The following is a 12,744-nucleotide window of genomic DNA, read 5'->3' as shown; positions in this document are numbered from 1 at the left end:
GTGTCGAGAAGTTCCGGTTGTTTCGGGTCCGGGTAGGGCGAAAGCCACCCGCCGTTCACCGGCGGCGCGCTGACAGACTGGCCGCATGGACGAGACGACACGGTCGGAGAAGCGGCGCATGCGGCGGGAGGTCCTGGCGGCGCGCCGGGCGATGGACCCCGGGGAGCGCGAACGCGCCGGCTCGGCCGTGCGCGACACCCTCACCGCGCTGCCGTGGCTGGCCATGAGCGGGACCGTGGCCTGCTACTACTCGGTGGGCACCGAGCCGGACACCCGCAGGCTCGTCACGGCGCTGTGGAAGCGGGGCACGTACGTGCTGCTGCCGGTCTTCCTGCCCGACGGGAACCTGGACTGGGCGGCCTACGACGGCCCCCAGAGCCTGGAGCCCGCCGGGCACGGGCTGCTGGAGCCCACCGGGCGCCGCTACGGGACCGGGGCCCTGGCCACCGCGGACGCCGTGGTGTGCCCGGCGCTGGCCGTGGACCGCTCCGGCGGGCGGCTGGGCCGGGGCGCCGGGTGCTACGACCGGGCGCTGTCGCTGCGCGGGCCGAACTGCCCGGCGATCGCCGTGGTGTACGAGGGCGAGTTCGTGGACGCGGTGCCCCGCGAGGAGCACGACCTCCGGGTGGACGCGGTGGTGACCCCCGGCGGCCTGCACGTGTTCGGGTCCGGCGTGTGGCCGGACCGCCGGTAGCCCCCGCCGGGCGGCGGGATTAAGCGGGCGCCGGAGGGCGTTGACAGGGAGGATCGCGCTCCGGTCGGCGACGACGCCCGCGACCGGTGTCCCCACTGTCACGTCCCCGGTCGTCGAGCGCGTACTATTTAGCAGTCAACGGGCGAGAGTGCCAGCAAGGAGGACCCGAACAGTGCCTACGTACCAGTACGCGTGCACCGAGTGCGGCGCCCAGATGGAGGTCGTGCAGAGCTTCAGTGACGACGCCCTGACCGTCTGCCCCGAGTGCGAGGGCCGACTGCGCAAGGTCTACTCGGCCGTGGGCATCGTCTTCAAGGGCTCCGGCTTCTACCGCACCGACAGCGGCAAGACCTCCAACAGCTCTTCCCTGACCGGCTCCAGCGCCACCACCGCCCCCGCCTCCGGCAAGGCCGAGTCCACGGGTTCGGAGTCCTCCTCGTCGTCCTCCTCCGCCAAGAGCGAGAGCACGAGCGGCAGCACCGCCACCGCGACCACCGCCGCGACCGGCGGCTGAGGCCGCCGGCCGTTGACCGAACTCCTCCGCGCCGCCGAGTGACTCGGCGGCGCGCGGTGCGTCCGGCCCCCGATCACCTCTGAACCGCCTTCGGCCGTGACCGCTCCGGCCTCCCCCGACCGTCCCTGAACCACCTTCGGCCGGGCCCCAGAGCCGCACCGGCCGGAGACGCCGCGGTTCACACCGGCCGATGGCCGGCAACCCCTCAGGCTCCACTCCGGTCGACTGTTCCGAAGGCCCCTGCGGCCCCGCACCGGCCGGAATCGCCGGGCCCCCACCGGGACCGCCGCGGGCCGTTCCGGAGGCCGCTCCGGCCCCGTGCCGGCCGAGATCGCTCGGGGGCCCTGCCGGGACCGGTCCGGCCTTCTCCGACCGCCTCTGAGACGCACAGGACAGAGAAGTGACGGGGGCCCGGACGAGGCGGAAAAGGGCCTGTGGACAACCCGTCCGGGCGGGTCCGGCGGACTTATTTTGGGGGCATGACCGAGCCCCCTCGTCCTCCCTACCGGCACCGCGGCGCGCTCACCCGCTTCGTGGACCGGCACCGGCGGACCCTCGCCGCCCTGCTGACCGCCGCAGCGCTGACCGCCGCCGTCCTGGCGGTACGCCCGCCGCCGCCCGCCACCGTCGAGGTCCTGGTCGCCGCCCGGGACCTGGACGCCTCCGGGCCGCTGGCCGCCGGCGACCTCGCGCCCGCCTCCCTGCCCACGGCCCTCGCCCCGCGGGGCGCCCTGGAGCCGGGCACCGCGACCGCGGGCCGCTCCCTCAACGCCCCCGTCCGCCGCGGGGAGGTCGTCACCGACGCCCGGCTGGCCGACCCACCCGCCCTGCCCTACGGCGACGGCCTGGTCGCCGTGCCCGTGCGGGTCGCCGACCCCGGGGCGGTGGCGCTGCTCTCCCCCGGCGACCGGGTGGACGTGCTGGCGGCGCGGGGCCGCGACGAGTTCGCCCCCGCCCGCGCCGGACCGGCCGCGGAAGTGGTCGAGGGCCGCCCGGTGCTGGCCGTGCCGTCCGAGAGCGACCACGGCGGCGAGGGCGGTGCACTGATCCTCATCGCGGCCAGCCCGCAGGAGGCCAGGGAACTGGCCGGGCACGCCGTCGACTCCCGGCTGTCCATCACCATCCGCGGCTGACCGCTGACCTTGCGTCCATCACCATCCGCAGTTGACCACTGACCTTTTGTGGTGAAAGCTGGCCGGGCGCCCCGCCCGCCTCGTCCCGTGCCCCCGGCGCGTGCGGCCACGGACCCCCGGCGGGGGCGCGTTCCGCACAGCAAACGAGACACGTAGGGCTTTTGCCATGGATGGATTCAAGAAGTTCCTGCTCCAGGGGAACCTGGTGCAGCTCGCGGTGGCGGTCGTGATCGGCACGGTCTTCGCCAACCTGGTCACCGCGTTCACGGAAGGGTTCATCACCCCGCTGATCGGCATCTTCGGCGGGATCCCCACCTTCAGCGACCTCTACTTCGAGATCAACGGCAGCCGCTTCCTGTACGGCGCGTTCATCGACGCGGCGATCTCGTTCCTGCTCACCGCGTCGATCGTCTACTTCTTCGTGGTGCTGCCGGTAGCCAAGCTGATGGAGCGCTACGTCAAGGCGGAGGAGGCCACCACCCGCGAGTGCCCCCACTGCTTCACCGAGATCAACAAGAAGGCCGAGCGCTGCCCGGCCTGCACCAGCCAGGTCGTCCCGGAGACCGCCGTCTGACACGCCGCGGGGGCGGCCCGGTCGGGCCGCCCCCGGTCCGTCCCCGCGTCCCCGCCCGGGGCGGGTACGCGGAGCGCGACTCAGCGGGTGTACTCCCAGTGCCAGGGCTCGAACGGACTCGACTTGGCCCACGCCGGATGGATCCAGCCGTGGTCGGCGCCGTTGGTCTCCATCCAGTTCCATCTCTCCGAGCGGAAGTTCTGGATGCCGCACCCCAGGTCGATGGCCTGCCCCAGCCCGTGGTTGCTGGTGCCCGGGACCGCGGCGAAGCCGGGGGGCTGCTCGGCGTAGACGCGGTGCTGGTTGGGCAGGTCGCGGTAGGCGCTGTTGATGCACATGTTCTCGCCGAAGCGCTCGATGTACTTCACGTTGAGTTCGAGGAAGTCCACGGCGGCGTCGGCGCGCAGGAACTTGCCGTCGTAGAGCTCGCACAGGGCCTCCGACGGCAGCAGGCCGTTGGGGTAGCCGCTGGCCAGCTCGGCCTTGCTCGGGTCGCAGTTGGCGGCGGCCATGTAGGAGTCGGGGTCGATGCCGCGCGCCTCCAGTTCGTCGGTGAGCGCCTGCGTACTCTCCTCCGACCGCGTGCGCAGCCGCTCCACCTCGGCCCCCAGCGCCGCCTGCTCCAGCTGGGTGGTGGTCTGCAGCTCCTGGGCCTGCCCGGCCAGCTCCACCTGCTCGTCGCGCAGGTCGGTGGCGTCCTGGATGAGCACCTCGTTGTTCTCCGAGAGCTTGGCCGCGTACGACTGGGTCTGCAGGTCCTCGTCGAGGTCCCCGGCGACCAGGACGCCCAGAGGCCCGGCGCTGGGCTGCTGGTACAGGGTGCTGGCCAGCTGCGCCAGCGGCTCGCGCATCTCGCCCAGCTCCAGCTCGGTCTGCTGCAGCTCGTGGATGGTCTCCACGAGTTCGCCCTGGGCCTCCTCCAGCGCCTCCTGCCGCTCCGTGTACTCGGCGGTGGCGTCTTCCAGTTCCTCGGCGGCGGCCTCGGCCTGCTCGCGCAGCTCCTCCAGGCTGGCTGCGGCCGGCGCGACCGCCACCGGCGGCGGCGGGACCACCATCAGACCGGTGACCAGCAACAGGGTGAGGGCCCGGGCGAGCCCGGCGTGCCAGCCGCGGCGGGAGACCGCGGACGGCGCACCATCCGCCGGTTCCGATACGCGGGGTCCCCGCCGCGCCGAATCAGAGGTGAACGGCACGAATGCTCCTCCGGCTGCTTCTAATCCTCGAACGCCTACCCGTGGCCGCAACGCAACGTACTACATGTCCACTTGCGGTCACGCGAGAACGGTCGGCCGAGTCGCGCGTAATCCGGGAGGGCACAACACCCCGTTCTGCGCGCACCGTTCGGCCGCCGATGTCGTCGCTGGTCATTGCGGTGCCGTAGGTCACACGAACCGCCCGCACCACGCCGCGCGGGGACGGAACGGGACCAAACCAGACAGCCCTCGTGAACAACATCACACCGCCACCAGGACAACCAATCGTAGGTCAGAGTACTCCGCCATGCACGCAGAGTCCCCCACTCGGAGGGCCGTGACACTCTTCGACACCCCGAGTACGCCCATCCTGGGTTAGGCTTGGCCCGGTGGCGGGGCAACGCATACCTGCGTCGGCCGCCCACCGACCCATGGCTCCATAGCTCAGGGGATAGAGCACCGCTCTCCTAAAGCGGGTGTCGCAGGTTCGAATCCTGCTGGGGCCGCATGGTGTGACCTGCGAGGGCATCGCAGAGTCAGCACGGGAGGAGCCCCGTGGGTCGCGATTCCGGTCGCGACCCACGGGGCTCCCGTCTCTACACGTCATCCGGCAGTACCGACCCCATCCGGTCGTTGGCGCCTCGGGCGAGCGCGCCGGACGCGCGGATGTACCGCTCGGTCCGGCCGGTCTGCGAGCGGCCGAGGATCTCCCGGACGGTGCGCGCGTCCGCGCCCGGCCCCGTCAACAGGGTCGCCGCGGTGTGCCCGTGGAAGTGACCCGCTGGGCGCGGGCGGCCGCCGGCTCGCGGGTGCGCACCGTGCGGCGCCGGATCCCTCGTGGTGTTCCCGGGCCCGCCGGTCCGGGGCCGTAGCGGCGCGCCTCGACGCAGCCGCCGGCGTCCACCTCGTCGAGCAGGTGGCGGAAACCCGTGCGCGCCTCATCGCTCTTCACGATCGTTCGCCTCATGCCGCCAGACCCCCACGTGTCATACGACACCGGCAACACGAGAGCCCCGACCGGGGAACGGCCGGGGCTCTGCGGGGGCGGGGGTCACTCGACGGTGGCGGTGACCGGGTCCTCCAGGCCGAACAGCTCTTCCATCGTCACGGCGGCCACGTCGACCTCACCGACGAGGGCGATCTGGCCGGACGCCTTCTGGCCGGGCTGGAGGGTGACGGCGTCCAGCGGGTTGTCCAGGTCGGCGAAGATCGCATCCGACCAGTCGCTGACCACGGTGCCGTCGGCCAGCTCGGCGGAGAAGTAGATGGGGTTGACCTCGATCGAGTCCTCGCTGTCGTTGACGATCTCGACGTTGACCACCGTGTAGACGGTGTCGTCCAGGGTGTCCCCGGTGGTGCCCCCGTGGGTGGCGGTCATGGTGACCGCGGGCTCCTCCTCGGCGGGCTGCTCGGGCTCCTCCTCCGCGGCGGAGCGCCCCGGCCCCGGTCGGCCGTTCGCCAGGTGCCGGCACGGACTTCTCCCCGGAACGCCGTGTCGTGGTGACAACGCAGAGTGACCGACCGATGATGGCTGCGGGAGCAGCAGCACCATCCGGGGGGCCACGGGATGAAGGATGCGGGCGGAGCGCGCCGCGACGACCACGACGACGAGCCGAGGTCGCAGACCCGGTCCAGCCGGCGCGGCGGCTCGCCGTCGGCCATCGCCGGGGCCCTGCGCCGCACCCCGCACCCCGGTCCGCAGCACTGGGGCGGCCCGCGCCCGCGCAAGGCCGACCCGGACCCGTTCTTCTCCAGCAAGCTGGTCCCGCCCCCGGGCGAGCGCCCGCGCCGCCGCTGAGCGGCCGGCCAGACGCAGATGGGCGCCGTGGGGGACCCCACGGTCACCGGGCGGGGGCTTCCCCGCCCGCAGGCGCCGCGTCAGGGGCGGCGGGGGCGCAGCACGTAGCCGACGTAGCCGTACTCGCCGCCGTGCGCCCGGTACAGCTCCGCCTCGCGGCGCACGTCCTCGGCGGCCGCGGCCGCGTGCGCGTCGCCGGGGTCGGACCGCGCGGCGCGGGCCTCCAGCGGCGCGTAGTACGACTCCAGCCAGTCGGCGGCGGGCAGCAGGTAGGTCGCCAGCACCGTGTACCCGGCCGCGGTCGCCGCCGCCACGTTCTCCGCGGTGGTGTGCAGCGGGTACGCGGCGTCCCAGTACGCCCGGGCCGCCGCGGAGGGCTCGTCGGTGGTCCACCCGCACTCGGTGACCACCAGGGCGCCCCCGGGCGAGAGCAGCCGCCGCCAGGAGCGCAGCGCCTCGCCGAACCCGATGTTGTAGGCGGCGCCCTCGCTCCACACCAGGTCCACCGACCCGTCGGGCAGGTCGTCCAGCGACTCCATGGACCCCTGGCGGGCGGTGATCCGGTCGGCGGCGCCCGCCGCCGCGGCCGCCTCCTCCAGCCGGCGCAGGAACGGCGGGTAGATGTCCACCGCCGTGATCCGCGCGCCGGGCAGGCGCTCGGCGAGCACCAGGGAGGCCGCGCCGGTCCCGCTGCCCAGGTCCAGCACCCGCGGGTGCCCCGGGAGCGGGCCCGCCAGCGACAGCAGCAGCTCCGTGGTGGCCCGCGAGCCGGGACCCTGGCGCTCCTGGTCCTCGTGCAGGGCCAGCGCGGCCCTCAGGGACGGGTCGTCGAAGTCGAACTCGAACGCCATTGCTCGCGGGGCCCTTCCAGCCGGGTGCCGAAAGCACCGAACCTACCAGCGCGAACGCCCCCGCACCCGCCGGTGACGCATCCGCCGGTGGCGGTGCCCGCCGGCGCCCGTCCTCAGAGGAAGGGCCGCCAGGGGGCGAGGACGATCTCGCTGAACTTCGCGGCGAACGGCCGGCGGCTCCACTCCTCCTCGGTGAGCTCCCGGGCGTTGGTGAGGTCGTTGGCGAACACGTCCTCCAGGTGCCGGGCCACCCCCTCGTCGAAGATCTCGGCGTTGATCTCGTAGTTGCCGGTCAGGCTCAGCCGGTCGACGTTGGCCGTGCCGATGGTGCTCCACCGCCCGTCCACCGTCGCGGTCTTGGCATGCACCATGGCGTCCTGGTACAGCCACAGCCGCACCCCGCCGCGCAGCAGCACGGAGTACTGGCCGCGGGCCATCCAGTCGGCCAGGACGTGGTTGGAGTTCTCCGGGATGAGGATGTTGACGTCCACCCCCCGCCCGGCCGCGTCCACCAGCGCCCGCTGCAGCTCCCGGTCCGGGATGAAGTAGGCCTGGGTGATGAGGATCCGGTCCTTGGCTCGGTCGATGGCCTCCAGGAACATCGCCCGGATCGGGTAGATGAGCTGCTCGGGCACGTTGCGGTGGACCCGGAACCGGGCGTCCCACTGCGGGTCGCCCAGCATGCCGGGTTCGGGCAGGCGCGCCCCCCGGTTCGCGTTCCAGAAGTCGACGAACGCGTTCTCCAGCTCCCACACCGCCGGGCCGTCCACCCGCAGGTGGGTGTCGCGCCACTCGGTGGCGTACAGGGAGCCCACGTTGTAGCCGCCGACGAACCCGATCTCCCCGTCGACGGTGAGGATCTTGCGGTGGTCGCGGCCGGACTTGCGGATGTTGAACAGCAGCACCCCGGGCCGGAACGCCGGGTAGCGCAGCACGTGGACCTCGGGCGGGAAGTCGAAGAACGACCGGGGCACCACCAGGTTCGCGAACCCGTCGTAGATGACGTACACCTCGACGCCGCGCTCCGCGGCGTCGATGAGCGCCTGCTTGAACTCGTTCCCGGCCCGGTCGTCCTTGACGATGTAGGACTCGAAGAGGACCCGGCGCCGGGCCCCCCGGATCGCCGCGAGCATGTCCTCGTACAGGTCCTCGCCGTAGGTGTACACCGTGGCGGTGGTGTCGCCGACGGGGAGCGCCTCCGGGGCGGTGCGCGGGAAGTACGCCCGGTGCGGGCGCACCTTCCGCCGCCAGTGGTTGACGCCCATGAGCGTCGCCGCCACCGCGATCTGGGTCGCCAGGAGGCCGAGCAGCCCCCATTTGACCGCGGACTTGATGGTGGAGCGTCGCAAAGTCGCCTCCCGAGCAGGACGTCCGCCGCGCCGGGCGTCCGGTCCCCGTGACCGCCGTTTCCGGCACAAGGTGGACCCCCACCGTAACGCGCGGCCACCCGCCCGGGACGGCACACCCTGCCATGTCCGGATTCGTGTCAGCCGCGCCGGCGGCAGACCAGCAGCTCGGTGGTGGGGCTCTCCCTGCGTTCGCGCACCAGGCGGCGCTCCAGCGGGTAGAGGGCGGCCCCGGCCAGCCACCCGGTGGGGGCGGTGAGGGTGGCGGCGCGCAGCGCCCCGCCCCAGGCCTTGCGCCAGGGTGCGGCCGCGTCCACCTGGGCGTTCATGAGCACCAGCATGGGCACCCGCAGGCGCAGGTCGAACCCGGCCTTGTCGAGGGTCCCGGCGATCCACTCCAGGGTGCGGTTGACCTGGTGCTCCCCGCGCTGCTCGGGGCGCTGGAGGCAGTTCTCGGAGATGACGAGCGTCCCGCCGGGGCGCAGCACCCGGGCGAACTCTCCGATCGCCGAGGTGTAGCGGTCGTCGTCGGTGATGTGGAAGAGGACGTCCATGCAGGACACGGCGTCGAAGGAGGCGTCCTCGAACGCCTCGAGGTGGGAGGCGTCCTGGCGGACGAACCGGTGGTCGGGGAAGCGCTCGCGCAGCCGCGCCACGGCGGCGTCGGTCATGTCGCAGCCGGTGACGTCGGCGGCGCCCAGCCGGTCCCAGAGCCGGACGTAGAAGCCGGTGCCGCTGCCCACGTCCAGGACGCTCGGGTCGATGAGGCCCAGGCGCCCCACCCGGCGCAGGAACACCTCCTCGCGGACCTTGTACATCCAGGTGTTGAAGGGACGCCCCAGGGCGCGGTAGCCGACACCGCTCTCGGTCCAGTCGCCCTCGAGGCGGCGCTCCCAGAAATCGCGCAGTTCACTGTGTGTGGCCATGGCACCACTCTCACACCGGGGAGGCGCGGATGTCCCGCCACGACACCGCGTGTCATCCGGCGATCGGCCCCTCCCCCGCCGAGCCGGGGCGGTGGGCGACGACCCTCTCCAGGAATCCCAGGACGGTCCGGTCGTACCGGTCCACCTCGAACCCGACCTCCAGCGCCACCGCGCGGGGCAGCCGCCGCGGCCGCTCCTTGCGGGCCTCGCGCCGGCGCCAGGGGGCCTTGGTGTACTCGATGTGGTCGACGAGCAGCAGCCGCCCGCCGGGGCGCAGCACCCTGTACATCTCGGCCAGCGCCCGGCGCTGGTCGGGGATGGCGCACAGGGACAGCGCGCACAGGACGGTGTCGAACGCCCCGTCGTCGAACCGCATCTCCTGGGCGTCGCCCTCCACCAGCGTGACCGGGCGGCCGAGTGCGGCGGCCCGGCGGCGGGCCCGGGCGAGCATGGCGGGGCTCAGGTCCAGGCCGGTGAGCTCGATCCCGTCGGGGTAGTACGGCAGGTCGTGGCCGGTGCCGACGGCCACCTCCAGGGTCCGGCCGCGGGCCAGGCCGCACAGCCGGGCCCGGGTGCCTCCGAGGACCAGCCGCTGCACGCGCTCGCCCCGGTCGTATCCGGCCGCCATCCGGTTCCAGTCGCCGCGGACCCGTTCCGTGTGCTCGTCCATGGTCGTCTCCCCTTTTCTCCGGGATACCCGTCCCGTTCTCCGGGATGCCTGTCCCGCGCCCCTTGACACGGGGCCCCAGTGTGGAACTTCATGTGGACATGAGGTCAAGCACCGGGAAGCGGAACGGCGGGGAACTGTCCATCGGGGACCTGGCCGCGGAGTTCGGGCTGGGTCCGCACGTGCTGCGGCACTGGGAGGCGATGGGGGTGCTGGTGCCCGTCCGCCGGGTGGGCGGACAGCGCCGGTACGCCCCGGAGCAGCGGTTGCAGGTGGCGCTGGTGCTGAGCGCGCAGGACGCCGGGATGAGCCTGGAGCGGATCCGGGAGTTGGGCGGGGCCGACGCCGAACGGCGCGGGGCCGCGCTGGCCGAGCACCTGGCCGAACTGGACCAGCGCCTGGAGCGGCTGCGGGCGGCCCGGGAGATGGTGGCGCACGCGGTGGCGTGCGAGTCCGGGGACGTGCTGGAGTGCCCGAACCTGCGGCGGATGCTGGAGGAGGCGGTGGAGTCCGGCTGCCACGCCCGGGCGGGGAGGACCGGGCATGCGGTGAAGGCGGTGGGGCGGTGAGGGAGACGGGCACGGTGAGGGCGGTGGGGGCCGGGCACACGGTGGGGCGGTAGGCACGCGGTGAGGGCGGCGGGGACCGGACACACGGCGGCACGGGACCGACCGGCCGGTCCGCGTTCGTCACCCGGCTCTGCTATTCCTGGGTTCCCTGCTCCCCCCTACTCCGAGGAACCCCCTCATGTTCAACTCCTATCTGACCGAGTTCGCGGGGCTTCCCGTGTTCGAGTACCGCCCGCAGGACACGGCGGCCGACCCGCTGGCGGTGCTCGCCGCCCTGCGCACCCCGGGGGCGTACGCCTGGCGGCTCGCCGACGACGACGGCTCCGAGACGTCGAAGGACCGGGGCGGTGTCGGGGCGTACTTCGAGCGGTTCGCCGCCGAGTCGGCCGCGCCGGAGGTCACGGCCCTGGTCATCGGGAACATCCAGGACACGATCAACGTGAACGACTCCGCGACGGTGCGCGACGCGCTGGTCGCGCACGCGCCCCGGCTCACAGGGCTGCGCTCGCTGTTCTTCGCCGACCTCACCTACAGCGACAGCGAGGTGTCCTGGCTGAACCACGGCGACCTCGGCCCGGTCCTGGACGCTCTGCCCGGCCTGGAGCGGTTCGCCGTGCGCGGCACCGGCGGGATGGCCCTGGCTGTGGACGGACACCCCGCGCTGCGCTCCCTGGTCCTCCAGGGCGGCGGCCTCCCGGCAGAGCTGACCCGGCGGGTGGTCGCGGGCCACTACCCGAACCTGGAGCACCTGGAGCTGTGGATCGGCGTACCGGACTACGGCGGCGACACCACTCCCGAGGACCTCGCCCCGCTGCTGAACGGCGAGGTCCACACCGGGGTCCGGTCGCTGGGGCTGCGCAACGCCCAGTACACGGACCGGTGGGTCCGCGCGCTCGCCGACTCCGCGATCCTGGAGCGTCTGGAGGAGCTGGACCTGTCCAAGGGCACCCTCACCGACGCGGGCGCCCGCGTCCTGCTCGACGTCCCGGGTTTCCGCGAACTGCGCCGCCTCGACCTGCATCACCACTACATGTCCGAGGACATGGAGCGGCTCGTCCTGGAGACCTTCACCGCCGCCGGCGTCGAGACCGACGTGTCCGAGCGGGAGGAACCCGACGACGACTACGACGAGGACGACGAAGACGAGGAGTACGACCCCGAGGACGACGAGGACGAGGACTGGACCCTCCGGTACTACCCCGCCGTCGGCGAGTGAGAGGACTCCTCCCCCGCCCCGCGCCACCCTGAGCCTCCCCGAAGCACCCTGAGCCTCTCCGAGCCCCGAACCCCCGAACCGCGCACCCGAAAGGCGCCGACCTTGGCCTTCAACGAACACGTGACCGAGTACGGCGGACTGCCGGTGTTCGAGTACCGCTCCCCCGAGGGAATGGCCGCGCAGCGCGCCTGGACCGAGAAGTACCCCCGGGGGCACCGCGAGATGACGGACCCGCTGTCGATGCTCGTCGCCCTGCGCACCCCCGAGGCGTACGCCTGGCGGCTGCGCGACTCCGAGGGCTGGGAGCCCCGGGAGGGCGAGTTCGTGACCCGGTACTACGAGCGCTTCTGCTCCGAGGTCCCCCCGGAGAAGGTGTCGGCCCTGGTGGTCGGCAACTACGAGGAGACCATGGACATGGACGAGCCCGAGCTCATCCGGGACGCCCTGCTGGCGTGCGCGCCCCGCTGGACCGGCCTGCGCTCCCTGTTCTACGCCGACCTCACGTACGAGGAGTACGAGGCCTCCTGGTTCACCCACGGCGACCTGTCCGCCATCCCGGCCGCCTTCCCGCGTCTTGAGCGCCTGACCATCCGCGGGACCGGCGAGCTCTCCCTGCCGGTGGAGGAGCACCGCTCCCTGCGCTCCCTCGGCCTCCAGGGCGGCGGGCTCCCGGCGGCGCTGGTGGAACAGGTGCTGGCCTCCCGCTACCCGGCCCTGGAGCACCTCGACCTGTGGCTGGGGATCGAGAACTACGGCGGCGACACCACTCCCCGGGTCCTCGCCCCGCTGCTGAACGGCGAGGTGCACGCCGGCGTGCGGTCCCTGGGCCTGCGCAACGCCGAGGACACCGACCTCTGGGTCCGGACCATGGCCGACGCCCCGGTCCTGGAGCGGTTGGAGGCCCTGGACTTCTCCATGGGCACGCTCACCGACGAGGGCGGACAGATCCTCCTCGACGTGCCCGGATTCCGCGGGCTGAGCCGCCTCGACCTGCACCACCACTACATGTCCGAGGAGATGGAGGCCCGCGTCGTCGAGGTCTTCACCGCCGCGGGCGTCCGGGTCGACGCCTCCGAACGCTTCAAGGGGAGCAAGGACGACATCTACCCCTCGGTCACCGAGTGAACCCGTCCCGGGGGCAGGCCCGGGAGCGGGACCGCCCCCGCGCCCGCTCCGGCGTCCGCGTTCGCCTCCGCCCGGGCGTCCGGTCCTGTATCCGAGCCTGTATCCGGCTTCGTCCCCGGAACCTCCCCTGTGACCACC

At 73.0% G+C, this 12,744-nt stretch carries 15 protein-coding genes and 1 tRNA gene; 9 read left to right on the top strand and 7 right to left on the bottom strand.

From position 1 onward, the window contains the following. Positions 1–85: 85 nt before the first annotated feature. The 4 genes from ACFVNO_RS01590 (at position 86) to mscL (ending at position 2,915) form a co-directional block, all read left to right on the top strand. Complete coding sequence (locus ACFVNO_RS01590) at positions 86–694, top strand: 5-formyltetrahydrofolate cyclo-ligase (RefSeq protein WP_355263581.1); 609 nt, start codon at positions 86–88, stop codon at positions 692–694. Positions 695–866: 172 nt separating this feature from the next. After that, the gene (locus tag ACFVNO_RS01585; protein ID WP_220564798.1) at positions 867–1,208 is read left to right on the top strand and encodes an FmdB family zinc ribbon protein; all 342 of its coding nucleotides are present in this window, start codon (positions 867–869) and stop codon (positions 1,206–1,208) included. A 479-nt stretch (positions 1,209–1,687) separates the two neighbouring features. Next, positions 1,688–2,341 (top strand): Flp pilus assembly protein CpaB, encoded by a 654-nt coding sequence (locus ACFVNO_RS01580; RefSeq protein ID WP_378888390.1) that lies wholly within the window; start codon positions 1,688–1,690, stop codon positions 2,339–2,341. Between the two features lie 166 nt (positions 2,342–2,507). Next, entirely contained in the window at positions 2,508–2,915 is a 408-nt protein-coding gene (gene mscL, locus ACFVNO_RS01575; protein ID WP_220564796.1) for a large conductance mechanosensitive channel protein MscL, read from the top strand. A gap of 80 nt (positions 2,916–2,995) precedes the next feature. Here mscL and ACFVNO_RS01570 read toward each other — a convergent pair whose 3' ends face one another. After that, positions 2,996–4,108: a D-alanyl-D-alanine carboxypeptidase family protein gene (locus tag ACFVNO_RS01570; protein ID WP_355263588.1), complete on the bottom strand. Its 1,113-nt coding sequence runs from the start codon at positions 4,106–4,108 to the stop codon at positions 2,996–2,998. Positions 4,109–4,541: 433 nt separating this feature from the next. Here ACFVNO_RS01570 and ACFVNO_RS01565 point away from each other — a divergent pair. Then, a tRNA-Arg gene (locus ACFVNO_RS01565) sits at positions 4,542–4,614 on the top strand. Between the two features lie 236 nt (positions 4,615–4,850). On the opposite strand, the gene ACFVNO_RS01560 is transcribed toward ACFVNO_RS01565, so the two are convergent. After that, on the bottom strand, positions 4,851–5,075 hold the full coding sequence (locus ACFVNO_RS01560) for a hypothetical protein (protein WP_355263591.1): 225 nt from the start codon (positions 5,073–5,075) through the stop codon (positions 4,851–4,853). Positions 5,076–5,159: 84 nt separating this feature from the next. Then, positions 5,160–5,486 (bottom strand): DUF4352 domain-containing protein, encoded by a 327-nt coding sequence (locus ACFVNO_RS01555; RefSeq protein WP_355263594.1) that lies wholly within the window; start codon positions 5,484–5,486, stop codon positions 5,160–5,162. Positions 5,487–5,675: 189 nt separating this feature from the next. Here ACFVNO_RS01555 and ACFVNO_RS01550 point away from each other — a divergent pair, with 189 nt between their 5' ends. Next, entirely contained in the window at positions 5,676–5,906 is a 231-nt protein-coding gene (locus tag ACFVNO_RS01550) for a calcium-binding protein (RefSeq protein WP_220564794.1), read from the top strand. Between the two features lie 80 nt (positions 5,907–5,986). On the opposite strand, the gene ACFVNO_RS01545 is transcribed toward ACFVNO_RS01550, so the two are convergent. The 4 genes from ACFVNO_RS01545 to ACFVNO_RS01530 all read right to left on the bottom strand — a co-directional run bounded on the left by ACFVNO_RS01545 (position 5,987) and on the right by ACFVNO_RS01530 (position 9,699). Beyond that, positions 5,987–6,757, bottom strand: a complete 771-nt coding sequence (locus tag ACFVNO_RS01545) for a class I SAM-dependent methyltransferase (protein ID WP_355263597.1) — start codon at positions 6,755–6,757, stop codon at positions 5,987–5,989. A gap of 113 nt (positions 6,758–6,870) precedes the next feature. Then, a complete protein-coding gene (locus tag ACFVNO_RS01540; protein ID WP_355263600.1) occupies positions 6,871–8,106 on the bottom strand; it encodes a phosphatidylserine/phosphatidylglycerophosphate/cardiolipin synthase family protein in 1,236 nt (411 codons plus the stop codon). 137 nt (positions 8,107–8,243) lie between these two features. Then, positions 8,244–9,029 (bottom strand): class I SAM-dependent methyltransferase, encoded by a 786-nt coding sequence (locus tag ACFVNO_RS01535; protein WP_355263603.1) that lies wholly within the window; start codon positions 9,027–9,029, stop codon positions 8,244–8,246. 52 nt (positions 9,030–9,081) lie between these two features. Then, on the bottom strand, positions 9,082–9,699 hold the full coding sequence (locus ACFVNO_RS01530) for a class I SAM-dependent methyltransferase (protein WP_355263606.1): 618 nt from the start codon (positions 9,697–9,699) through the stop codon (positions 9,082–9,084). Positions 9,700–9,797: 98 nt separating this feature from the next. Here ACFVNO_RS01530 and ACFVNO_RS01525 point away from each other — a divergent pair, with 98 nt between their 5' ends. The 3 genes from ACFVNO_RS01525 to ACFVNO_RS01515 all read left to right on the top strand — a co-directional run bounded on the left by ACFVNO_RS01525 (position 9,798) and on the right by ACFVNO_RS01515 (position 12,606). Next, entirely contained in the window at positions 9,798–10,265 is a 468-nt protein-coding gene (locus tag ACFVNO_RS01525) for a MerR family transcriptional regulator (protein WP_378888380.1), read from the top strand. Between the two features lie 178 nt (positions 10,266–10,443). Beyond that, positions 10,444–11,481: an STM4015 family protein gene (locus ACFVNO_RS01520; RefSeq protein ID WP_378888377.1), complete on the top strand. Its 1,038-nt coding sequence runs from the start codon at positions 10,444–10,446 to the stop codon at positions 11,479–11,481. A 102-nt stretch (positions 11,482–11,583) separates the two neighbouring features. After that, on the top strand, positions 11,584–12,606 hold the full coding sequence (locus tag ACFVNO_RS01515) for an STM4015 family protein (protein ID WP_378888374.1): 1,023 nt from the start codon (positions 11,584–11,586) through the stop codon (positions 12,604–12,606). Positions 12,607–12,744 lie beyond the last annotated feature (138 nt).

The sequence above is a fragment of the Nocardiopsis sp. NPDC057823 genome (genome assembly GCF_042797335.1).
In the GTDB taxonomy this organism is placed as follows: Bacteria; Actinomycetota; Actinomycetes; order Streptosporangiales; family Streptosporangiaceae; genus Nocardiopsis; species Nocardiopsis changdeensis.
Note: the sequence above shows the minus strand (reverse complement) of the source record. Positions and strands in the feature narration are given on the sequence as shown.